The 24,234-nt window shown below is 55.8% G+C and carries 15 protein-coding genes; 9 read left to right on the top strand and 6 right to left on the bottom strand.

Translation table 11 applies throughout. From position 1 onward, the window contains the following. Nucleotides 1-135: 135 nt before the first annotated feature. Nucleotides 136-2,118, top strand: a complete 1,983-nt coding sequence (locus NF347_RS01445; protein ID WP_107035103.1) for a PIG-L family deacetylase — start codon at nucleotides 136-138, stop codon at nucleotides 2,116-2,118. Nucleotides 2,119-2,192: 74 nt separating this feature from the next. Then, the gene (locus NF347_RS01440; protein ID WP_107035104.1) at nucleotides 2,193-3,104 is read left to right on the top strand and encodes a 3'-5' exonuclease; all 912 of its coding nucleotides are present in this window, start codon (nucleotides 2,193-2,195) and stop codon (nucleotides 3,102-3,104) included. Nucleotides 3,105-3,123: 19 nt separating this feature from the next. Here the strand turns inward: NF347_RS01440 and NF347_RS01435 are convergent, their stop codons facing one another. Continuing rightward, nucleotides 3,124-3,627, bottom strand: coding sequence for an RNA polymerase sigma factor (locus tag NF347_RS01435; protein WP_107035105.1), 504 nt, complete (start codon nucleotides 3,625-3,627; stop codon nucleotides 3,124-3,126). A 160-nt stretch (nucleotides 3,628-3,787) separates the two neighbouring features. Between NF347_RS01435 and NF347_RS01430 the strand changes: the two genes are divergently transcribed. Further along, on the top strand, nucleotides 3,788-4,987 hold the full coding sequence (locus NF347_RS01430; protein WP_107035106.1) for a class I SAM-dependent methyltransferase: 1,200 nt from the start codon (nucleotides 3,788-3,790) through the stop codon (nucleotides 4,985-4,987). A 42-nt stretch (nucleotides 4,988-5,029) separates the two neighbouring features. Here NF347_RS01430 and smpB read toward each other — a convergent pair whose 3' ends face one another. Both smpB and NF347_RS01420 read right to left on the bottom strand, forming a co-directional pair. Further along, nucleotides 5,030-5,485, bottom strand: a complete 456-nt coding sequence (gene smpB, locus NF347_RS01425) for an SsrA-binding protein SmpB (RefSeq protein WP_107035107.1) — start codon at nucleotides 5,483-5,485, stop codon at nucleotides 5,030-5,032. Next, nucleotides 5,482-5,991, bottom strand: coding sequence for a hypothetical protein (locus NF347_RS01420; protein ID WP_107681437.1), 510 nt, complete (start codon nucleotides 5,989-5,991; stop codon nucleotides 5,482-5,484). The genes smpB and NF347_RS01420 overlap by 4 nt, the downstream gene beginning before the upstream one ends. A gap of 124 nt (nucleotides 5,992-6,115) precedes the next feature. Between NF347_RS01420 and NF347_RS01415 the strand changes: the two genes are divergently transcribed. From NF347_RS01415 to trxA, 4 genes are all read left to right on the top strand, one after another. Then, nucleotides 6,116-6,553, top strand: coding sequence for a DUF5606 family protein (locus tag NF347_RS01415; RefSeq protein ID WP_107035179.1), 438 nt, complete (start codon nucleotides 6,116-6,118; stop codon nucleotides 6,551-6,553). 251 nt (nucleotides 6,554-6,804) lie between these two features. After that, nucleotides 6,805-11,622, top strand: coding sequence for a translocation/assembly module TamB domain-containing protein (locus tag NF347_RS01410; RefSeq protein ID WP_306254313.1), 4,818 nt, complete (start codon nucleotides 6,805-6,807; stop codon nucleotides 11,620-11,622). Further along, a complete protein-coding gene (gene tamL / locus NF347_RS01405) occupies nucleotides 11,619-13,919 on the top strand; it encodes a translocation and assembly module lipoprotein TamL (RefSeq protein ID WP_107681435.1) in 2,301 nt (766 codons plus the stop codon). The genes NF347_RS01410 and tamL overlap by 4 nt, the downstream gene beginning before the upstream one ends. 163 nt (nucleotides 13,920-14,082) lie before the next feature. Continuing rightward, complete coding sequence (gene trxA / locus NF347_RS01400; protein WP_107035111.1) at nucleotides 14,083-14,391, top strand: thioredoxin; 309 nt, start codon at nucleotides 14,083-14,085, stop codon at nucleotides 14,389-14,391. 97 nt (nucleotides 14,392-14,488) lie between these two features. Here the strand turns inward: trxA and NF347_RS01395 are convergent, their stop codons facing one another. Further along, complete coding sequence (locus tag NF347_RS01395) at nucleotides 14,489-16,156, bottom strand: putative transporter (RefSeq protein WP_107035112.1); 1,668 nt, start codon at nucleotides 16,154-16,156, stop codon at nucleotides 14,489-14,491. A gap of 219 nt (nucleotides 16,157-16,375) precedes the next feature. Here NF347_RS01395 and pheT point away from each other — a divergent pair, with 219 nt between their 5' ends. Together pheT and NF347_RS01385 are read left to right on the top strand one after the other, a co-directional pair. Next, nucleotides 16,376-18,919, top strand: coding sequence for a phenylalanine--tRNA ligase subunit beta (gene pheT / locus NF347_RS01390; protein WP_338418702.1), 2,544 nt, complete (start codon nucleotides 16,376-16,378; stop codon nucleotides 18,917-18,919). Between the two features lie 46 nt (nucleotides 18,920-18,965). Then, nucleotides 18,966-19,694, top strand: a complete 729-nt coding sequence (locus NF347_RS01385) for a YebC/PmpR family DNA-binding transcriptional regulator (RefSeq protein WP_107035115.1) — start codon at nucleotides 18,966-18,968, stop codon at nucleotides 19,692-19,694. Between the two features lie 390 nt (nucleotides 19,695-20,084). On the opposite strand, the gene NF347_RS01380 is transcribed toward NF347_RS01385, so the two are convergent. Together NF347_RS01380 and lacZ4 are read right to left on the bottom strand one after the other, a co-directional pair. Continuing rightward, nucleotides 20,085-21,932 (bottom strand): ABC transporter ATP-binding protein, encoded by a 1,848-nt coding sequence (locus NF347_RS01380; protein WP_107035116.1) that lies wholly within the window; start codon nucleotides 21,930-21,932, stop codon nucleotides 20,085-20,087. A gap of 131 nt (nucleotides 21,933-22,063) precedes the next feature. Further along, a complete protein-coding gene (gene lacZ4, locus NF347_RS01375; RefSeq protein ID WP_237612972.1) occupies nucleotides 22,064-24,130 on the bottom strand; it encodes a beta-glucuronidase LacZ4 in 2,067 nt (688 codons plus the stop codon). Between the last annotated feature and the right edge of the window lie 104 nt (nucleotides 24,131-24,234).

The raw sequence follows: 24,234 nt of genomic DNA, 5'->3' as shown, positions 1-24,234 counted from the left end.
CGGCGGGAAATTCAACCGTCGGACCATGATATTTTACTCCTTTTCAAAAAAAATCGTAAATTCTCCCGAAATGGCGGAAAAATGCGTAGATTTGCAATATAAAACTACATAATCCTCAACACACTTAAAAACTACATGAAAACTAATCTCAGTTCGCAGATCAAGCTCGATCGCATCCCCAGACGCTACTACGACCCGCAGGGCGAGATAGAGCTGGCCGCGCTGACGCGGGAAGAGAAGATCTACACCCGCATCTTCGAAACCGCCACCGACGGCAGCGAATATATAGCACGTCAGATAGCCAAAGTCATCAACCGCAACGTCGAGAGCAAAGGGAAGTGCGTTGTCACTTTCGGTTCAGGCGTAAGCACCCACAGCGCCTACGCGGAACTAATCCGGCTCCACAAAGCCGGCGAAGTCTCGTTCGACAAGGTTGTGTTCTACAGCCTCAGCGAATTTTTCCCGCTGATCGCCAACGGACCGAGCACACTTCGTAAAATGAAGGAGGTGCTGCTCGACCATATCGACATTCGCCCCGAAAACATCCACACATTCTCCCCCGACGTCACAAAAGAGGACATGTTCCAGCGCTGCAAAGCGTATGAAAAAGCCATTGAAGACGACGGCGGAATCGACCTGGCCGTATGCGAGATCGGCGCACAGGGCTCGCTTGCGTTCAACGAACCCGGCACACCCGACACAAGCCTCTGCCGGCTCGTGCTTCTCGGCAACGAGACTCGCCACAACGTGAAGAGCGACTACAGCTGCGAGGATGTCCCCACGACAGCGATCACGCTCGGAATCGCCAACCTGCTGTCGGCCGACAGGGTCATCACAATGGCATGGGGCGAAAACCGTGCGGCTATCGTGAAGAAAACAGTCGAGACACCGGCCAGCGCCAACGTCCCCGCATCATTCCTGCAGGGGCATCCCCACGCCAAAGTCGTGGTCGACCTCCCTGCGGCCGAAGACCTCACGCGCATATCGCAGCCATGGAAAGTGACCTCCTGCGAGTGGACCGACAAGCTGATCCGCCGCGCAATAGTTTGGCTCTGCCACATGACCGGCAAACCGATCCTGAAACTCACCGACAAAGACTACAACGACTGGGGACTCGGCGAACTTCTCGCGCTCTATGGCTCGGCCTACAACGTCAACATAAAGATCTTCAACGACCTTCAGCACACCATCACCGGATGGCCCGGAGGCAAACCCAACGCCGACGACACATATCGTCCAGAACGCGCCAATCCCTATCCCAAGCGTGTGATTGTATTCAGCCCCCACCCCGACGACGACGTCATATCGATGGGAGGAACACTGAAGAGGCTCGTCGATCAGAAACACGACGTTCACGTGGCCTACGAGACCTCCGGCAACATAGCCGTAGGCGACGAGGATATGATGCGCTACTTCCTGATGATGGACAAGATCGCACCGATGTTCGGATTTGACCAGGGCGGATACTCTCGCCTGTCGGAGGCCGTGCACAAAGCCGTAGGCAACAAACAGCCCGGCGACATGGACACCGCCGACATCCGCGAGATCAAGACCATGATACGTCAGGCCGAAGCCACCATAGCCTGCAACTATATCGGAGTAAAACCGCAGAACATCCACTTCCTGCGTCTGCCGTTCTACGAAACAGGCACCATAAAGAAAGGCGACCTCAGCCAGCGCGACGTCGACATCGTAAAAAAACTCCTCACCGACGTCAAGCCCCACCAGATATTCGTGGCCGGCGACCTCGCCGATCCTCACGGCACACACAAAGTGTGCACCGACGCCGTACTCGCGGCGGTCGACGAGCTGAAAGACGAAGCATGGATGAACGACTGCCGTATATGGATGTATCGCGGAGCATGGGCCGAATGGGAAATCGACCATATCGAGATGGCCGTGCCTATCAGCCCGGAAGAGCTGCGTTTCAAACGCAACTCCATACTCAAGCACCAGAGCCAGATGGAGAACGCACCGTTCCTGGGCGATGACGACCGGCTCTTCTGGCAGCGCGCCGAAGAACGCAACCGCGGCACCGCACAGCTCTACCAGAGCCTCGGCCTCGCCTCCTATGAAGCTATCGAAGCTTTTGTGGAGTATCATATCATCCGCGACTGACCGACAAAATATCACAACCCTCCCGGAAGCGGCCTCACCACAGCTTCCGGGAGTTTTCATGACATTGACATCTGATGACTGACCAAAAACAACTGGCCGACTGGATATGCCTTGACGCCGAATTTGCCGAAGGAGTCGAAATGCTCGAACTCGCGATCATGAGCGGCGACGGACGAATGATCTACACTCAGCGATTCCGGCCCGCGACACTCCGGCGATGGCGCAGCTATCCCCACGGCATAACGCCCGAAATGGTAGAGAACGAGCCTCTCTTTGCCGAATGCCGGCAGGAAATACAGAGCATCATCGACGCGGCATCTCACGTCATAGGATTCGCCGTGGCCGAAAACGATCTGCGCAAACTACGTCAGGAAGGAATCCATACCGACGAATCACTCGGCATTGTGGAGATCCGCGACTGGTTCTGGCTCACCCACGGGCTCGAGAACGGACTCGACTACCGGCAGAACGTCGGCCTCAACACCTGCTGCCGCGAACTCGGAATCGACATCGACGAATCGAAGGAGCACTCCGCTGCCTACGACACCGAATGCACTCTCCGGGCATTCACCGGATTGTTGCAGCGCTATGCCGACAAGCGTGGCATGGCCAACGCCTCAATTGAAGAGATCGAGCGCCGGTTCGCCGAGGAATTTGCAGTGGAAAAAGACCGCTATGACCGTGCCAACGGTGCCGGATACTGCTGCATCATCCGCCACGGCGACGGATTGTACCAGATGAAGTTCACCAAAGAACCTCCCGCCTATCACCCCGACATAATCGCCTCCGTCGCCGTGGCCAACCGCAAGAAAGCCATGGTGAGGTTCAGCCAGATGCTCACCGGCAAGATACTTTACGGCAACTTCCGTTTCGAACGGCTGTCGAAACGCCGGCTCGAAGAATTCAGAGCCTACACCGACAGCTACGAAGCCGACGACGAGCAGTTCAACTCCAAATTGCTCCGTCTGGCCGGCAAATTCCGCTGACCAGCATTAATGCGCTCCGTCATCTGTAATCGGCCAGACGTGCCTGCAGAAACTTACGGGCATAAAATATGCGGCTCTTCACCGTGCCAAGAGGCAGATGCATCCGTTCGGCGATCTCAGCATATTTGTAGCCCGCCACATGCATGGTGAACGGAATGCGGTAGCCGTCAGGAAAACTGTTGACCACATCGGCTATCTCACTGGCCAGATACGTATCCTCAGGCGAAGGCTGCAGACAGTTTTCCGGCGTATTGATCCTGTACAGGTCGTCGGACGTATCCACAACCGTAGCCGACCTCACCATCCGCCGGTAACGGTTGATGAATATATTGCGCATGATCGTGAACACCCAGCCCTTGAAATTCGTATCGTCCTGATACAGATCGCTGCTGTCGAGCACCTTCAGCGTCGTATCCTGAAGCAGATCATATGCGTCGTCGCGGTTCGAGGTCAGCACAAAAGCAAAATTCAACAGATTTTGCTGCAGCCCGAGCAGTTTCTCCCTGAATTTGGCGGTAGTCATAGTCGTCCGATTAAGATTCGTAATTCATCAGTTCCACCGTTGGCCTGTCAAAGCAGGACGCGACTGCAACGCGACCCCGCCGGATCTCCAACGGCTGTTTACTCTAAAAACCCTGCGCGAACATCGCGGTTTCGCAGTTTAACATCATTTCATATCATTTATGTTTCAACCTCTGAAACCACTCTCCGACGACATCCGGCGCTGGATTGCCGACAATTCCACCGCCGACGTATCAGCACTTCGCCTCCGGCATCACGGCCACAGCGACCTGATGCATGCCATACTGCAGATCGAAGCACGCCGCAAATGCGCCTCCAAACTTGCCGACACCCTGCGATGCGACGCATTCCAGTTCCCCGACATGATCGCCGCCGAACAGTCCACCTCCGACGCCCTTGCGGCAATACACTCCTCCATCATAGGCGATGCATCCACGGTGGCCGATCTGACGTGCGGACTCGGCATCGACTCATTTCACTTCGCAGCCGACGGACGCAAAGTGACAGCCATAGAGCGTCGACCCGAAGCCGTCGCCGCTGCTGTCGCCAACGCCTGCGCGCTCCGGCTCTCCGACCGCATGGAAGTGATCTGCGCCGACTCAACCGAATGGCTTGCCGACACCGCCGCCACATTCGACTGCATATTTATTGACCCGGCACGACGCGACAACCTCGGACGACGGTGCTACAGCCTCGCCGACTGCAGTCCCGACGTCGGCGCTCTACTGCCACAACTGCGCGCCCATACCGGCAAAGTGGTGGTCAAGGCCTCACCGATGCTCGACGCCGAAGCTGTCGCACATCAGCTGCATCACGTCAGCGACATCTATCTGATCGGCACAGCCACCGAATGCAAGGAACTTGTAGCTGTCGTGGACTTCAGCCTTCCGGCCTCCACGCCATTCAGACTCCACGCTGTCACAGTGACCCGAGGCACCACATCACACATCACCATCGGCGATGATACTCACGCCACCGCAATGCCTTACGTAGCGCCCCAGACAGGCATGGTGATCTACGAACCATATCCCGCGCTGATGAAAGCCGGGCATTACCGCTGGATCGCCGACCGCTACAATGTGACGGCGCCCGATCCCAACACCCATCTGTTCCTGTCAGACCGACCGATAGATTTTCCCGGAAAAGCATATAAGATTGTAGAGTCGATGGATTTCGACAAACGCGCGGTCAAGGAGATCGCCTCGCAGCGCATCAAAGCCAATGTGGCCACACGCAATTTCCCACTCGACGCGCCATCACTCGCGCGCAGGCTCAAGATCAGCGAAGGGGGCGACATGCATCTTTACGGAATCCGCACCTCCGCGAGAGGGCTTATGCTGCTGCTTTGCAAGCCGGTATAGCACCCGGCAAAGCTCTCCTCCCAAACGAAACTTGCCGGCTTATTATTTCTTCTGGAACATGCGCGCTATCTGACGCTTGTCGTCGCGCTCCTTGATTGTCTGACGCTTGTCATATTCCTTTTTACCGCGTCCGATCCCCACCACCATCTTGGCAAGCCCCTTGCCATTGATAAACACCTTCAGAGGCACCACCGTGAAACCTGCATCCTTGCCGGCCTTGGCCAGCCTCGCTATCTCCTTCTTTTTCAGCAGAAGCTTCCGGTCGCGCCGGGCCGAATGATTGTTGTATGACCCGTAGAAATACTCGGCCACATACATATTCTTCACCCACACCTCACCGTTGCTGACCAGGCAGAACGTATCGCTCAGACCGGCCTTGCCAAGGCGTATCGATTTTATTTCCGTTCCGGTCAGCACGATTCCGGCCGTGAACGTTTCGGATATCTCATAGTCAAACCGCGCGCGGCGGTTGACGATATTCACTTCATTAAGTTTCATAGGATAAGATTGAATATAAAGATGATCAGGAACGGCGGCACTATCACCGTGAGTATGGTGAATATCATGAATCTGCCCACACTCTCCTCACGCACCGCCATGTAACGGTCGCCACGCCACAACACTATGGCGGTATATATGCCCAGAAACAGCACCAGATCTATGTCGAACGGCAGACAATTCTGCACAAGCAGGCTCAGAGCGAGCAGCGACTGACCCATGAGCACGTATGTGTGGTTGCGTTTCTCGCTCGGGATGGAATCGGTAAAACGATATATATACGTCGACATGAAATGCGTGGCTATGAAATAGCTGACGAAAAAAGCCACAAATTCTATAACCGCCAGATCAAGAAGCTTCACGAACGTATGCTCCAGATGATACACCCCCTGCAGAAACACCGCAAGCCCCATCATCACTGTCAGCGGAAAAAAACCGGTGCGTGCCAGTCGTGACGGATCGATGCCCTCGGCCGAGATGTCTTCCCAGCCGCGCGCGGGCGACATTATCAATTGAAACAACAGTTTTATAAACCTTAACATATCGGAGCACAAAGTTAGTGATTTCGGATGGAATTTAGGGATAATCTTCGTAAATTTGTGGCCGATATTTGAAACCAACACCTACAAAATGATTCAGAAAATCCTTTCAATCTCAGGCCGTCCCGGGCTTTTCAAGCTTGTCAACCAGGGACGCAACATGCTGATAGTCGAGTCACTCGCCGATGGCAAGCGCACCCCCGCCTATTCCCACGACAAGGTGGTGGCCATAGCCGACATATCCATCTACACCAACGACGACGAGGAACGACCGCTTGTAAAGGTGCTCGAAACCATCAGAGATAAAAACGACTCTAAGCCCGTCGACGTCAAGGGGCTGGGATCAGATGCCGACCTGCGCAAATATTTCGAGACCATACTTCCGGAATTTGACAAGGAAAGAGTCTATACCAACGACATCCGCAAAGTATTCAACTGGTACAACTGTCTCGTCGCAGCAGGCATCACCGACTTCTCTCTGCCCGAACCGGAAGGAGCCAGCGAAGAGGACTCTGACAAAGAAGCATAACCCACACAGCAGGGACACGACCGCACCTGACGGTGTGGCGTCTGACCGGCAAATCATACGGGAGGACTCCGGGACACGACATTTTCCGGATCCTCCCGATGCTTTTATCCGCTGACGCAACATATCCACGGTCACACACACCACGAACCGGATGCCGTCGCCAATCAAATGTATAGCCGCGATGATAAACAATCGTGCGGCCTATCCGGTTATTAAAGGGAAACCTGTTTATGAGAGTCTATCAGATGAGGATGTTTCGAAAAATTGCCATGTGGATTTTGGCGGCATTGCTGTTCATTGTCATAGCGGTGCCGATAGCCCTCTACGTGCCGGCCATACAGACTTTTGTCAAGGACATCGCTTTGCGGGAGATCAGGAAGTCGACCGGCATGGACATCACCGTGGAGTCGTTGCGCCTCAGATTTCCGATGCGCCTCTCGCTCGACCGGGCCACTGTGGTCGAAGCCGATGGCGACACCATGCTCCGGGCAGGCAACATCCGGTTTAGCGTGGCTATGCTCCCGCTGCTCAAAGGCGACATACAGGTCACCGGCGCACACCTGACCGACATTTTCTATCAGACCGGGGCACCCGACTCGACGATCTGGCTCAAAGCCGACATCCGCGACTTCGATCTCGACGGCGCCGCCATGAATCTCGGCAAAGGCACCATCGACGTGGATCGCGCCGTGCTCGACGGAGGCAAGGTAAGCCTCATGATCAATGACAGCGTGCCATCGTCATCGCCTGCCGACACTTCGGCCTCCAGGCCGCTGATCATCAGAGCGCTCGACATCAGTCTGCTCAATGTCGACTACCGCATGACCATGATGCCCGTCATCGACTCACTCGGAGCCACCATCCCCGCCGTCAGGCTTCGCAACGGGCTCGTCGATATGGCCACACGCACCATCACCGCCCAAAGTCTTGCAGCCGACTCACTCGACGTGGCCTACATCACACCCTCGGCCGAATATCTCAAGACACATGGCATAACGACCGCCGCCGACACCCTACCGGAAAATATTTCTGCATCAGCCGATTCGCTCCTCTGGACCATAACCGCCGGCCACATCACGCTCAACGCACGGCGGGCACTATACGCGCAGCGCGATGTCAAGCCTTTGCCGGGGTTTGACCTCAGCTATATCGAGGCATCGGCGATAGCCATAGATATCGACTCGATGTTCAATCGCGGCAGCAGCATCAGAATGCCGTTGCGCAGATTTCATGCAGTCGAACGATGCGGCATAGCACTGCGCGCCGACGGCACATTCGCCATCGACTCCACCGGAACTATGAGCGCACGCGACTTCCGCATCTCCACCGACTTCTCCACACTCGACCTGGACGCCGAGATGAAGCTCACCGGCGACACCTCCCGGCCGTCGCCACTCCGGCTCTACGCCGACGCGCGCATTGCTCCCGTCGATATCCGAATGGCTTTCCCGGCCATGACCTCCATGATCGCATCACTCCCGGCCGGTTCCGACATGTCTCTCAAAGCCGACATCGACGGGACGACGCAGAGCCTCGACATCCACACTATTGAAGCCAGCGTTCCACGCATCCTCGCCATCGAAGCCGGCGGACGCATCAACCATCCGCTCGACACCGAACGCACATCAGGACGCATCGACATCAAAGGCCGGCTCACCGGACTCAACACCATCAAACCGTCGCTGCTCGATGCACGTCTTGCCCGGACCATCAACCTGCCGCACATAGCACTAAAAGGACATGCCGATTTCAGTCCGCGACTGATATCCGGACTAATCAACGCCACATCAGGCGACGGGCGTATCGTGGCCGACGGATCATGGCAGCAGATCATTGAGGGCTATCAAGGATCTATCAGCCTCGACCGCTTCCCGATAGCCTCGTTCCTGCCCGAAATGGGCATCGGCGATATCACCGCCGACATACGGGCCAAAGGCCGCGGACTCGATCCGCTGTCAGCGTCGACCCGGCTTGAGGCTCAAGCTGTCATCCATAAGCTGCAGTATCAGGGGCAGGAATACTCCGGCATCGACATCGCGATGCAGCTGTCGCAGGGAATTGTCAGCGGACATATCGACTCCAACAACCCCGGAGCCGAACTCGGCATAACTTTCGACGGCACCGCATCGCGCGAGGGTTTCACTTGGAGTGTCGACGGCGATATTAACTCTCTCGACCTCCTTGCCCTAAAGCTTGCCAAAGAACAATGCGCCGGCTCCCTCACCATCAAGAGCCGTGGAAACATCAACGCCGACGCCTCAGTCATCGACGCCACACTTTCCGTGGCCAATCTCGACTGGAATATGACCGGACACCGCATCACCGCACCCACCACCGACATCAGACTGATCACCTCCGACTCCACGGTCAACGCCGATCTCACTTCGGGCGACCTCTCTCTCACACTCGCCACACTCTGCGGACTCGACACCCTGATCACACGCGCCACCGCACTGCCGGCTATTCTCGACACCGCCATTGCCCGCCGCAATGCCGACATAATTGCCATCCAGCGTGCCCTCCCGCCACTCAACGCCATACTGACCGCCGGATCCGACAACATACTCACCGACCTCCTTGCCGCCTCAGGCACAGGATTCCGACATGCCGACATGAGGATCAGCAACGACTCGCTCATGAATTTCAACACACTCGTCACCGGATTCCATTCAGGCGACACACGGCTCGACACCCTGCGGTTCGGAGCAGTGCAGCACGGCAAATATCTTGCATTCAACGGAGCGCTCGACAACCGTCCGGGCACACTCGACCAATGGGCTCACGTGCGGCTTACCGGATATCTCGCCGACGACCGGCTCTCACTGCTGCTGCGACAGCGCGATATCAACGACCGCGAAGGCTTCTTCCTCGGAGCCAATCTCGCTGTCGACGACTCCGTCGCCACACTGCGGTTTGTACCCTACAGCCCGGTCATAGGCTATAAAAAATGGCAACTCAACCAGTCCAATTTCATCACCTATAATCTCTATACACGTCATATCGACGCCGACCTCGAAATGGGATCAGGCCAAAGCCTCATACGCCTCTATACTGAGCACAATCCCGGCAACACCACGCAGGAGGATCTGATCGTACAGCTCAAGGACATACAGATACAGGACTGGCTGACGATATCGCCATTCGCACCGCCGGTCAAGGGCTCGCTTGCCGCCGACATGCGCATCAGCGCCCACCAAAACTCGCTCACCGGCACAGGCAATGTCAGCCTCGACAACCTCTACTACGGCCGCGAAAGAGTAGGATCGTTCGACATCGGACTCGACGTCGGCACCGACCGCTCGGGACGACTCACCGCCGACGCATCGCTCAAGGTCGACTCCATCGAAGTAATAACAGCCGTCGGATCACTCAACGACACCGCATCGGCCACGCCGTTCCATCTCGACTTTGAGATGATACGCTTCCCCATGCGCGTCGCCAATCCGTTCCTGCCCAAAAACATGGCCCGGCTGTCGGGCATGCTCAACGGACGCCTCGACATCACCGGATCACTCACCCGACCCATACTCAACGGCTATCTCGACTTCGACACCACGGCCGTCAGCGTCGGGATGCTCGGCACATCCTTCAAATTCTCTGAAGATAAAATTCCGGTCGACAGCTCCATCGTCAGATTCGACAACTTCGCCATCACGGCCGCCAATAAAAATCCACTGACTATCGACGGCACCGTCGATCTGCGCGACCTCACCGACATAGCGATGAACCTTGGTCTCAAAGCCAAAAACATGCAGATTGTCAACTCCAGACGCCCCAAAAACGCCGACGTCTACGGACGTGCATTCATCGACCTCGACGCCACCGTCAAGGGCGACATGAGATTCATTGCCGTCAACGCCGACCTCAACCTGCTTCCGGGCACCAACGTCACATACGTAATACCCGACGTCGAATCCGCTCTGACATCACAATCCACGGGCGACATGGTCAAATTTGTCAGCTTCGCCGACACCACCGCCGTTGCCGAAGCCGACACACTCGCCCGCACCACCATGATCGGACTCGACGCCACACTGACCATATCACAGGGTTCCACCATCAACGTCGATCTGTCGGCCGACGGCAAAAACCGCGCAACAGTGGCCGGATACGGCACTCTCGACTATACCATGAGTCCGCTCAACGACGGCAGACTCACCGGACGCTTCACCATCAACAGCGGATTCGTCCGTTACACCCCGCCGATGATGTCGGAGAAAAAATTCGAGTTCGACGAAGGTAGCTACGTGGCGTTCAACGGCGACATGCTCAACCCCATACTCAACATCCACGCCACCGACCGCATGAAGGCCAACGTCACACAGACCGGGCAAAACTCCCGCCTGATCAACTTCGACATCGCCCTCTCGGTCACCAACACTCTACAGAACATGAATGTGGCCTTTGACCTCTCCACCGACGACGACATCACCGTGCAGAACGAACTCGCATCCATGAGCCAGCAACAGAGAGCCAACCAGGCCATGAACCTTTTGCTCTACAACACATACACCGGCCCCGGCACCAAGGCATCAACAAGCCTGTCGGGAAATCCGCTATACTCCTTCCTCACATCACAGATCAACTCCTGGGCTGCGCAAAACATCAGAGGAGTCGACATTTCATTCGGCATCGACCAATACAACCAGACTACCGACGGAGCCAGCTCCACCACCACAAGCTATAGCTATAGAGTGTCGAAAAACCTGTTCAACGACAGAGTCAAGATCATCGTCGGCGGCAACTACTCCACCGACGCCGACACCGACGAGAACTTCCAGCAAAACCTTATCAACGACATAGCGTTTGAATATATGCTCAACAAGCGCGGCACCATGATCGTGCGCATATTCCGCCACAACGGCTACGAGAGCATCCTCGAAGGCGAAATCACCGAAACCGGAGTGGGATTCGTCATGCGCCGCAAGATCAACTCGCTCAAGGATCTCTTCAGGTGGGCCGGACGACTGCGCCGCTCGCTGCTCGGGCAGCAAGGATCACCGACCGTGACGACACCCGCCGAAACACCTTCAGAACCCATCACATCACCGACACACGACAACAAATGACTATGACTATCCGACACACCCTGCTGCGCCCACTCTCAGCGCTCATGCTCATAGCCATCATGGCATCATGCTCCACCACACGTCGGCTCGGAGCCGACGAGGTGCTCTACACCGGCGTCAAGAAAATCGACATCGTCGTGCCCGACGGCCAGAAATCCGCGCCCGGACTCGACGGACAGGTCAAGAACGCCGTCAACGTCGCGCCCAACAACAGCCTCATCTCACCATATCTGCGATACCCATTCCCGCTCGGACTGTGGGTCTACAACAACTGGTCCAACCCGCCGCACGGATTCAAACACTGGCTATATGAAAAGCTTGTGGCCGAACCGGTGCTCATCAGCGACGTCCGGCCCGAAGTGCGCACCAAGATGATCGACGAGATACTCGACAACAACGGCTACTTCAGAGGCACCGCATCCTACGAGCTCATCAAAGGCAAAAACCCCAAAAAAGCACGCATACTCTACACCGTCAATACCGGACCGGAATATCCGCTCAGCTCCATAGAGCTGCTTCCCGACACGTCGCGGCTCTATCACCTCATCGACTCCGTCGCCGCAGCCGGGACATACCTCCGCCCCGGCAGCCGCTACTGCACCGACTCGCTCTCGGCCGAACGGGTCCGGATCGCCAACGTGCTCCGCAACCGCGGCTACTACTTCTTCCGCCCCGACTACATCGAATATCTCGCCGACTCCACCATTACTCCCGGAAGCATCGCGCTCCGCATGACCGTCGCCAGCAATATCCCCCACGCACTGCTGCTGCCATACCGCACAGGCAAAGTCACAACACGCATCTACCGAAACAAAGGAGGCGGCACACCCGACACCATCATGACACGCCGCGGAATGGTCATACAGATGCAGCCTTCACGACTGCGCAAAAACCTCATTCCGTCATGCATCGCGTTCCGCAACGGACGCACATTCTCCGTCCGCGACATGAACCGCACCCAGACATCGCTCTCACGCCTTGGCATATTCAGCGGCATAGAAATCAACGTCTACCCCGACACCACCTCAGCCGACCGCCTGCTCGACGTCGACATCGCATGCACCTTCGACGCACCGCTCGAGGCATCGCTTGAGGTCAACGTCACATCCAAATCCAACTCCTACCTCGGACCGGGACTCACCTTCGGACTCACCAACCGCAACCTCTTCGGAGGAGGCGAACAGCTATCTCTCAACCTAACAGGAAGCTACGAATGGCAGACCGGGCGCGACCGCGGCAACTCTATATTCAACTCCTACGAGGTCGGACTCACCACATCGCTGTCGTTCCCGCGGCTGCTCGCCCCACGGTTTGTGCCGCGCAGCCGGCGCGAAGTCAACTGGACACGCATATCGCTCAACGCCGATCTGCTCAACCGCCCGCACTATTTCCGCATGGCGCAGTTCAACGCTTCGTTCAACTACGACTGGCGCCTCAACCGATATGCATCCAACACACTCACACTCTACAAGATCACCTATACCAAACTAATCAACACCACCACCGAATTCGACTCGGTGATGGACGCCAACCAGGCCATCGCACAGAGTTTCCGCAGCCAGTTCATACCACAGATCGCCTACTCGTTCGTACTCGACCGCCCGATCGGCAATGACAACAACATCAACTGGCAGTTCACCGTGCAGGAAGCCGGAGGCATCACCGACCTCATCTACAAAGCCGCCGGGAAGAAAGGCGAGAAAAAACTGTTCGGAACGCCCTTCTCACAGTTCATAAAAGGCCAGACACAGCTCGTCTACAACCGACGCCTCTACGGCGACCACTGGCTCGTCAGCCGCGTGGCGGTCGGCGCCGCACACGCCTATGGCAACTCCAAAGCAGTCCCCTACTCCGAACAGTTCTATGTCGGAGGAGCCAACTCCATCCGCGCATTCACCGTCCGAAGCATCGGCCCGGGCAGCTATCAGGTGCCCAAAAATCTCATCAACGGATATTTTGACCAGACCGGAACTTTCAAATTCGAGTTCAACGTCGAATACCGCTTCCCCATCTACGGACCGCTCCACGGAGCAGTATTCTTCGACTCGGGCAACGTCTGGCTGCTCCGCAACGATCCCATGCGTCCGGGAGGAAAACTCCGCGGCTCCACATTCTTCAAGGATCTCGCCACCGGCACAGGAGCCGGACTCAGACTCGACATAGGAATGCTCGTCGTGCGCGGCGACCTCGGCATAGGAATACACCTCCCCTACGACACCGGACGACGAGGATACTACAACATGAAATCGTTCGGCAACTCGCTCGCGTTCCACCTCGCCATAGGATACCCGTTCTGACCCCCACGCGAGCCATCCGCAACTTTTGCCGGCATCCACGTGTTACATATACATCAAAGCATTCACATAAGCCACTCGCAAAATTCAGCTCCGAATGATTTATGAGCTTAAACCCGAATGCTTACTTATTAGGTTTACATAACACCAAAACAACCAATATACTATGAGCGAATTCAACGACATTATCAAAGATTCCAAGCCGACACTCGTCGACTTCTTCGCCACCTGGTGCGGCCCATGCAAGATGCAAGGCCCGATACTCGAACAGGTCAAAGCCACATTTGGCGACTCGGTCAACATCATCAAGATCGACGTCGACCGCAACCCCGAGCTATCGGCCACCTACCACATCCGATCCGTCCCCACGCTCATCCTCTTCGTCAACGGCGAAGCCGCATGGCGAGGCTACGGACTCCATCAGGCCGACCAGCTTGAAGCAAAGCTCCGCGAATTCATCAGCAAGGAGCAGTAATTTCCTCCCACCCGAAACGACCAAAGGCGGTGTGTCGGCTCCACGCGAGCCTCGCACACCGCCTTCTATATCGGATTTGGTTTCTTTTCAGTCCGGGTCAGCCAAGGAAAGCCAGTATAAGGCCTTGGGCGGCAACCACGCGAAGGAACATCGTCAGCGGATAGACTGTAGAATAAGCCACCGCCGGAATATCGCTGCCGGTGCTGCCGTTGGCATAAGCCAGAGCCGGCGGATCAGTGTAGCCGCCCGAAAACATACCCATGATATACAAGAAATTGATCTTGTACACCCCACGGGCAATGCAGCCCACCACCACCAGCGGAACGAAAGTGATGATGAACCCCCAGATCACCCACCACATACCGGTGGAATTGAACACCGTCTCGGCAAATCCTGCACCGGAAGAGATACCCACCGACGCAAGGAACAGGCAGATGCCCAGCTCGCGTAGCATCAGCGAAGCCGACGACGAAGTGTAGGTCACCAGCTTGAACTTGTAGCCGAACCGAGAGAGCAATATCGCCACCACGAGCGGGCCGCCGGCCAGACCGAGCTTCATGCCGAAGCCCACATTGATCGAACCCACGATTATACCGAACAGTATGCCCACGAAAATTGTGATGATGTTAGGCTCGTTAAGACGCTTCATCGAGTTGCCGAGCTTGTTGGCCAGACGCTCTATGTCGTTGATATCGCCCACCACCACTATGCGGTCGCCCATCTGCAACCGGAGATTGGGCGAGGCAAGCAGATCCACGCCGGCACGGTTCACACGAGTGGCGTTGAGCTTGTAGGCCGAATGGAGGCGGAGCGATCCGAGTGTCACACCGTTGAATTCGCTCTTGGTGATGAGAATGCGGCGCGACACCACCGATGTCTGATTCTCGTCATCCTCCCAGTTCATTTCGTATGGCACGCCTATCACGGCCTCGAAATTCTCCACATCCTGACTCGAGATCACCACATAGATCTTGTCGCCCACATGGATCTCGGTCTGCGACGTCGGTATTATGATGTCGCCGCCGGTAGCGCGGATCATACGCGATATCACGAAATCCGTCTTGATTATGTCATGGATCTGACGCAGATTCTTGCCGTCTATAAGCTTGTTGGTCACCTCGATCGAGATAAAGTCGGGCTTCTGCTGGTTGAGAGCGGCCTCCTCCTCGATGCGCTGTATCTCTTTTTCGGTACGTATACCAAACAGAGCCTTGATCAGGAACATCGCTCCTATTATGCCGCACACACCCAGAGGATATGCCGCCGCATAGCCCATGGCCATGATATTGATCGACTCGGGATTGTCGACCGCCTGCTGCGCCGCGGCCAGACCGGGAGTATTGGTCACAGCACCCGACATCACGCCCACAAGAGCCTCGATCTGAGTATTTCCGTCGATGTAATATATCGCCAGCACTATAAGCACGTTGAGAGCTATTCCAAGGACAGCCAGGCCATTGAGCCTCATGCCGCCTTTCTTGAACGACGCGAAGAAACCCGGACCGACCTGTATGCCGATAGAGAATATAAACAATATCAGACCGAACTCTCTGATAAATTTAAGCACCTCGGCGTTCACTACATAGCCCAGATGACCCATCACAATTCCCACAAACAGCACGAATGTCACTCCCAGCGACACCCCCGCCACCTTCAGCTTGCCCAGAAACACACCCAGCGCTATCACGAAGGAGTACAGGACGATCGTACTGGCAAGCCCGTAGTTACCGGGGCCGAGCAGCGACGTCAACCATGTAAAATCCATAAACGTTTATTATATTGATTATATATTGATTTATTGTCTGCTTGCCTTCGGGCGGCGGGATGGAGGCTCTGTCAGTCACCTTAAGCCGCATCATTCAGCCACGACATTGTGCGCTGAAGCCCGATGTTTACGGGGTGCAAAGTTACCCATTTTTCGTGAAAGTTTCGTAACTTTGCACAATTCTTATCGACAACCGCCAAAAAATAACCGTAGCTGTCATTGCATGGATCGCACGCTGTTGCGGCCGCGACAGCTCGACAAAACAGATATTTAGCATCATACATCATGAATATTTCCTACAAATGGCTTAAGCAATACGTGGATTTTGATCTCACGCCCGAAGAGCTCGCATCGCTGCTCACCTCCACCGGACTCGAAACCGGATCGGTCGAAGAAGTGGAATCGATCCGCGGAGGGCTGCGCGGACTGGTCATAGGCCGGGTGCTCACATGTGAGCCACACCCCGACAGCGACCATCTTCACGTGACAACCGTCGACCTCGGCGAGGAAGCGCCCGTGCAGATCGTCTGCGGAGCCCCCAACGTAGCCGCCGGACAGACAGTAGTTGTAGCCACTGTCGGCACAAAGCTGTATGACGGTGACAAGGAATTCACCATCAAGCGGTCAAAAATCCGCGGAGTGGAATCGCTCGGCATGATATGCGCCGAAGATGAGATCGGAGTAGGCGCATCTCACGACGGCATCATAGTGATCACCGACAGAGAGGTCAAGCCCGGCACACCCGCGGCCGAATACTTCGGGCTCGAAAGCGACTACGTGCTTGAAGTCGACCTCACACCCAACCGCATCGATGCCGCATCACACCTCGGAGTGGCACGCGACGTCGCCGCATGGCTCAGCTGCCATCGCACGCCGGGCGCAAAAGTCATCCGCCCCTCAGTCGACGCATTCCGCTCCGACCGCCCCGACGGCGCCATAAGCGTCAGCATCAGCGACACAGAGCTCTGCCCGCGCTACAGCGGAGTCACCATCCGCGGAGTCAAGGTGGCCGAAAGCCCCAAATGGCTGCGCGATCGCCTGACAGCCATCGGACAGCGGCCGATCAACAACATCGTGGACATCACCAACTACATACTCCACGGATTCGGCCAGCCACTCCACTGCTTCGACCTGGCGAAAATCGACGGCGGAAGCATAGAAGTCAGGACTTGTCCCGAAGGCACGCCCTTCACCACACTCGACGGAGTGGAGCGAAAGCTTTCGGCATCCGACCTCATGATTTGCAATGCAGCCAAACCGATGTGCATCGCCGGAGTATTCGGCGGACTCGACTCCGGAGTCACAGAGCAGACCACCGACATATTCATCGAGAGCGCATGCTTCAACCCCACCGCGGTGCGCCACACAGCCCGACGCCACGGACTCTCCACCGACTCCTCGTTCCGCTACGAGCGCGGCACCGACCCCAACGCCACCATGTACATACTGCAGCTGGCGGCACTCATGGTCAAAGAGCTTGCCGGAGGTGAGATCTGCGGCCAGCCGGTCGACATATATCCCGATCCGGTGGAGAAATACCCCGTCACACTCTCCTACCGGCAGATCGACGATCTGATAGGAAAGCATATCGAAACGGCCACTGTCGACTCCATCCTCGAATCGCTCGACATCGACATCGCATCGCGATCAGCCGACGCAGCCACAATGGATCTTCGCGTGGCCACCTACCGCGTCGACGTCAGGCGCCCATGCGACGTCATAGAAGAAATACTCCGCATCTACGGCTACAACAACGTAGAGATGGGCACCACCCTGCAGTCATCGCTCTCCTACCGCTCGGCCACCGACATCGACCACACACTGAAAGTCAACATCTCCCAGCAGCTCACCGCCGAGGGATTCAACGAGATACTCAACAACTCACTGACCTCCGAATCATACTACGCCAACCTGCAGCAGATGCCGCTCGACCACTGCGTCCAACTGCTCAATCCGCTCAGCTCCGACCTTTGCGTCATGCGCCAGACGCTGCTGTTCGGCGGACTCGAATCGCTCGCCTACAACATCAACCGCAAGATAAGCGACCTGGCCATGTATGAATTCGGCCATGTCTACAGCTTCAATCCCGAAGCCACCCCCACACAAGAACACCCGCTCGCGCCCTACCGCGAAGAATCGCGTCTGGCACTGTGGATCACCGGCAACATCCGCCCCGGCAACTGGGCGCGTCCGGCGCAGCCATCCACATTCTTCGACCTTAAGGCAGCCGTGGCCAACATACTCGCACGCCTCGGCATCACCGAGCGCGAGATCAAGCTCCAGCAGGGCGAAGGAGAGATCTACTCCAAGTCAATCGACATACTCACCCGGTCAGGCAAACAGCTCGGCTCAATGGGCATCATCTCCGCCGACACACTGCGCCGCTTCGACATCAAGCAGCCGGTGGCCTATGCCGAACTGCGATGGCAGGAACTCACACAAATGGCTGCCGCACGCAAAGTCACCTTCACGCCGCTGCCGCGCACGATGCCCGTACAGCGCGACCTCGCCCTGCTCGTCGACCGCACCGTCACATTCGACCAGATACAGCGCGCAGTCGCCGAAAGCGAAAAGCGACTGCTCCGCAACGTGACACTCTTCGACGTATACGAAGGCAAGAACCTGCCGGAAGGCAAGAAGTCCTACGCAATCTCGATCACACTCCAGGACGACGAACGCACACTCGTCGACCAGCAGATCGAAGCCGTCATGCAGCGCATCACAGCCAATCTGGCCAAACGCACCGGCGCCACACTCCGATAAACTATACATCAACAACATACGAAAACAACAATAAAACAACAAAGCAATGGGAAGAGCTTTTGAATACCGCAAAGCCAGAAAACTCAAACGCTGGGGCAATATGTCGCGTACGTTCACGCGCATAGGCAAGGAAATCACCATCGCCGCCAAGTCAGGCGGTCCCGATCCCGACACCAATCCGCGTCTGCGCGTACTGATGCAGAACGCCAAAGCGGCCAATATGCCCAAGGACACCGTAGAACGCGCCATCAAGAAAGCCACAGAAAAAGACTCCAGCGACTACAAGGAGATCGTTTATGAAGGCTATGGACCCTACGGAATAGCCATCGTGGTCGAAGCCGCCACCGACAACAACACCCGCACAGTAGCCAACGTCCGATCCTACTTCAACAAACACGGAGGCAACCTCGGCACACAAGGCTCACTCGCATTCCTTTTCGACCACAAGAGCGTCTTCAAGATCAAACCCAAGGACGGAATGGATCTCGAAGAACTCGAACTTGAACTCATCGACTACGGCGTCGACGAGCTCGAAGCCGACGAAGAGGAAATCGTTGCCTACGGCGCATTCGAGGAATTCGCCAACATACAGAAATACCTCGAAGAAAACGGCTATGAGATCGTAAGTGCCGAATTTGAGCGCATACCCCACGAACTCAAGGAAGTCACCGATGAGCAGCGCGCACAGATCGAAAAGCTGCTCGACAAGTTTGAGGACGACGAAGACGTGCAGAACGTATTCCACAACATGAAGGAAGCCGACTCCGCAGAGTAATCCACCTACGGAAAATCAGCACATCCCCCTCCACCATACAAACGCGCTGTGTCAAAACACCGATTTTGACACAGCGTTTTTTTTATCCGTAGCGGAGCACTGCCGACAAAAAAATATGGCCTTATCTCACGACATGGCCATACCATAGATTCATTAACATGTTTTGTAAAGTGTATACTGGGATGTTTTATCTTGTCATCCGACAAGTATAGGTTTGTTGGTCAGTCCCGGCAACTTTGTTCGATAAATACATCCGCTTTTCGCTTGCGCTCGACAAATATAATAATTTTCGTCGACACTTGCGTCGACTACAAGTGACACAATCGACCGGTTGATCATATAATGCATATAACTGTGATAAAGTTCAAATCATAAATCCTGCGCGGATTGTCAGTCCTTGACCGACTGCATCTCCACCAGCCGTCGGTAGTGACCGTCAAGAGCCATCAGCTCGTCATGCGTGCCACGCTCCACGATGCGTCCCTCATGGAGCACACATATCATCGTGGCATTCTTTATGGTCGACAGCCTGTGGGCTATCACCAGCGTTGTGCGATCCTTCATCAGACGGTCGAGAGCCTGCTGGACAAGCCGCTCGCTCTCGCTGTCGAGCGCCGAAGTGGCCTCGTCGAGGATAAGGATAGGAGGATTCTTGAGAATAGCGCGGGCTATTGATATGCGCTGACGCTGTCCGCCCGACAGACGGCAACCCCGGTCGCCTATATTGGTATCATAGCCATGCTCCGAAGCCATTATGAAGTCATGCGCGTTGGCTATTCGTGCAGCCTCGGTCACCTGCTCCATAGTGGCGTTCTCCACGCCGAAAGTTATATTGTTGTAGAACGTGTCGTTAAACAGTATTGCCTCCTGGTTGACATTGCCCATCAGCGAACGCAGATCATGCACGCGCAGATTCCTCACATCGTGCCCGTCGACCTCTATAGAGCCGCCCTGCACATCATAGAACCGTGGCAGCAGATCGGCAAGAGTCGACTTGCCGCTGCCGCTCTGCCCCACGAGAGCCACCGTATCGCCGGCCTTTATATCCAGACTGACATCCTTCACCACCGGATGTTCCGGATCATAGCCGAACGTCACATGATCATATCTCACACGACCCTCCGTCGGCACTGTCAGCCGCTCCGGGTCTGCCGGATCGGCGATCGGATTCGCCGCCTTCAGTATCTTGTCCACGCGCTCCATTGAAGCCATGCCCTTCTGTATGCTGTAGGCCGCCTTCGAAAGCTCCTTGGCCGGATTGATTATGCTGTAGAAAATCACGAGATAGTAGATGAACATCGGAGCGTCGATGCCGGCGTTGCCGCTCAATATCAGTGTGCCGCCAAACCACAGGACGATCGCGATTGTGGCCGTTCCGAGAAACTCGCTCATGGGATGGGCCAGCGACTGACGGCGGGCCACCGTATTCGACAGCAAATAAAACCGCTGTGTCCCCGTCCGGAAGCGCGCTCTCACCTTTTTCTCCGCATTGAAAGCCTTCACTATACGGAGGCCACCGATCGTTTCCTCTATATTGCTCAGTATGCCGCCCCACTGGTTCTGAAGCTGAAGCGACTTCCGCTTCAGGCTCTTGCCGATCTTGCCCATGGCAAAACCCGCGATAGGGAGCAGGATCAGCACGAACACCGTCAGCTGCCAGCTGATGGCAAGCATCATGCCCAGACACACTATGATCATCACCGGATTCTTGAAAAGCATGTCGAGCGAGGCCATTATAGAGCTTTCAACCTCCTGCACGTCGCCGCTCATACGGGCCATGACATCCCCCTTGCGCTCGTTGGTGAAGAATCCTATCGGCAGGCTCACCACCTTATCGTATAGCGAATTGCGTATATCTCTCACCACACCCGAACGAAGCGGAATGATAAAGTACGATGCCAGATATGTGACGCCCGTCTTCAGCGCCGTCATCACCACCAGCAACACCCCCAGCAGAGCCAGAGTATTGCTTTGACCGAAACGCCCGATCGCCTGCTGGGTGACATAATAGAAATCATTCACGGCCACGTCGGCCAGATCCTTCACCGACACACCCGACAAAGCCACATATTCGTAAGTCCTGTCGTTAAGCTCGAACAGCATCTCGAGGATCGGCATTATCACAGCAAACGAGAACAGCGTCAGCACAGCTGCAAGAAGATTGCAGATCATGCTCAGTATAAGATATCCTTTATAAGGGGGCACATAGCGCCCAAGCAGCTTCCAGAACTGTCCCATTGCCTTCTCGATGTTGATTTATCCCGCAAAAATACGCAAAAATTCCCACATGGCGCCATGACAGCCCTTCATTTTTCAGGCAGCCGCAGCCATGCGGGATCGGTTTATACAGTTTGTCCTTTTCTTACAGATCACTGGCGTTCGAGACGCCACTCCACACGATCGACCGAACCGTCTTTGGCACAGGCTTCAACCACGTTGACACCCGGCACAAGCCTCACGCCCTTCATCACGAATGTCGACAGCCCCTGAGGAGTCATCTTGCCTAAAGAGCGTCCGTTGAGCCGCAGCTCCACCTCCGGATGACTCGCAAATACAGTCACATCAGTCAGCTCCGAACTTCTTATGTCATGACGACGCTCGGCGATGTAAAGAGTCGGGATCTCATCGTTCCAGTTGGCTCTATAGAAATAAAACGCGTCTTTTTTCACCTTGCGGTCAAAGCTCACAAGCCCCTTGTCGTTGATTCCGTAGCGGTCACCCTCCGTACGGTGGGCGGCTCCGAAGTCAAACATATTCCATATAAACGAGCCCCACACGTATGGTCGTTCCGCGATAGCCTGCCAGTTCTGGCGGTGAAACTCCGTCTGATAATTCTCCGGATGCCACATACCCGACAAAATACCGGGCTTTACGCTATCCTGCTGATGATATATGCTCGCCCCCGCGCCATATTCGCTGATTGCTATCCGCAGGTCGCCGTGACGCTTGTGGGTGTCATCGAGCCATCTGCCAAGATCGCGGGCCGAACCGCCATACCAACCGTAATATTTGTTCCAAGCGATCAGATCGGTCGTGAAACTCAGCGGATCGGATGCATCTATATTGCTTGCGCCGGTGGTCAGACGCGTCGGATCCTCGGCATGAGCAAGCTCGTTAAGCTCTCCGACGTAAGCCGTCGGATTGTCACCATGGGTCTTCAGCTCGTTGAAAAGACCCCAGAAGCATATCGACGGATGATTGTAATGCTGTCTTATCATCTCCACAAGCTGCTGGCGACCGTTGGCGTGAAACTCCGGCGAGGCCGTATATCCACGGTCCAGATATCCGCCGGGGCCGACAAACGGAATCTCGGCCCACACCACAATGCCATACCGGTCCATCAGCCCGTAGAACTCCTCGGCCTGCGGATAATGTGCAAGCCTTACGCCCGTCGCCCCTATCTCGCTTATTATCTCCGCATCCTCGCGGTGATGCTCCGGAAGCAACGCATTGCCTCGCTCCGCACGATCCTGGTGGCGGCAAACGCCCCTGAGCGGATAGCTGCGCCCGTTCAGCATGAAACCGTTGTCCGCATCGACACCAAACCACCGCAGTCCCAGCGCCTCGCTGACACGATCCGTCACATTTCCATCAGCGTCTGTCACGACGGCTGTAGCCTCATACATGAACGGGTCCTTGCGGCCATCCCACAGATGCGGGTTTTTGATACTGAGATCAACCGTGACCCTTACTGAAGAATCGGCCTGACAGTCAAAGCGGCCTTCGCCCGACGCCACTATACGGCTTCCGTCGGCCACTGTCACCTTGACCTTACCCGATGTAGCCTCGAGCCCGGAATTGGACACCACTACGGCAGCCTCCACATCGCCGCGCTCGCGGCTGACACTTTTCTGAGTGAGATACACACCTTTCGAGCCGTAATCGGCCAGACTGACATGGAGCGGATCGACCGTATAAAGCCACACGTCGCGATACAGGCCGCCATACATATTGAAATCGCCCACAAGCGGCATCACATCCTGATCGAGCGCATTGCTCACCCTCACAGTGAGCAGATTGTCGGCATCTTCACGCAGCAGATCGGTTATATCCATCGCAAAAGCTGTGTAGCCACCCTTATGTGTGCCGGCCAGGCGTGAATTGACCCACACGGCCACATTCTGATTGGCACCCTCAAACCGTAGTATCACACGACGTCCATTCCATGACGGATCATATTTCAGTCGCTTTTCATACACACCGGTTGTACGCTGATAGGCCGCATTGCCCGACAGGGCGTCGCCGGCATTCCACGTATGCGGCAGATCGACACGTATGCCGCGACCGCTCACCTGGCTTGCAAACCGAAAACTCCAGTCATCGTTGATACGCGCTGCCGTGCGGCCGTCCATATCAGCCGCTGCAGCCGACGACACACAGAGAGCTGATAAAACCACTACGGCGATCAGCCGTACTTTCAGGACTGTCATATTCATATGGTTGATTTTTATCGGTTGATTGATGCAAAATTAATGGCAAATTTACTAAATTTGATGCGTATTTGCCACTTGTGCGATAGCCTGATTTGCACATGGCATGT

This window comes from Paramuribaculum intestinale, assembly GCF_030759015.1.
GTDB classification, from domain to species: domain Bacteria; phylum Bacteroidota; class Bacteroidia; order Bacteroidales; family Muribaculaceae; genus Paramuribaculum; species Paramuribaculum intestinale.
This window is presented reverse-complemented; position numbering and strand designations above follow the sequence as displayed.

Bases quoted from the DNA above. Each gene is read 5' to 3' on its own strand.
- NF347_RS01445 (WP_107035103.1), top strand. From the start codon at position 136: ATGAAAACTAATCTCAGTTCGCAGATCAAGCTCGATCGCATCCCCAGA.
- NF347_RS01440 (WP_107035104.1), top strand. From the start codon at position 2,193: ATGACTGACCAAAAACAACTGGCCGACTGGATATGCCTTGACGCCGAA.
- NF347_RS01435 (WP_107035105.1), bottom strand. From the start codon at position 3,627: ATGACTACCGCCAAATTCAGGGAGAAACTGCTCGGGCTGCAGCAAAAT.
- NF347_RS01430 (WP_107035106.1), top strand. From the start codon at position 3,788: ATGTTTCAACCTCTGAAACCACTCTCCGACGACATCCGGCGCTGGATT.
- smpB (WP_107035107.1), bottom strand. From the start codon at position 5,485: ATGAAACTTAATGAAGTGAATATCGTCAACCGCCGCGCGCGGTTTGAC.
- NF347_RS01420 (WP_107681437.1), bottom strand. From the start codon at position 5,991: ATGTCGCCCGCGCGCGGCTGGGAAGACATCTCGGCCGAGGGCATCGAT.
- NF347_RS01415 (WP_107035179.1), top strand. From the start codon at position 6,116: ATGATTCAGAAAATCCTTTCAATCTCAGGCCGTCCCGGGCTTTTCAAG.
- NF347_RS01410 (WP_306254313.1), top strand. From the start codon at position 6,805: ATGTTTCGAAAAATTGCCATGTGGATTTTGGCGGCATTGCTGTTCATT.
- tamL (WP_107681435.1), top strand. From the start codon at position 11,619: ATGACTATGACTATCCGACACACCCTGCTGCGCCCACTCTCAGCGCTC.
- trxA (WP_107035111.1), top strand. From the start codon at position 14,083: ATGAGCGAATTCAACGACATTATCAAAGATTCCAAGCCGACACTCGTC.
- NF347_RS01395 (WP_107035112.1), bottom strand. From the start codon at position 16,156: ATGGATTTTACATGGTTGACGTCGCTGCTCGGCCCCGGTAACTACGGG.
- NF347_RS01385 (WP_107035115.1), top strand. From the start codon at position 18,966: ATGGGAAGAGCTTTTGAATACCGCAAAGCCAGAAAACTCAAACGCTGG.
- NF347_RS01380 (WP_107035116.1), bottom strand. From the start codon at position 21,932: ATGGGACAGTTCTGGAAGCTGCTTGGGCGCTATGTGCCCCCTTATAAA.
- lacZ4 (WP_237612972.1), bottom strand. From the start codon at position 24,130: ATGAATATGACAGTCCTGAAAGTACGGCTGATCGCCGTAGTGGTTTTA.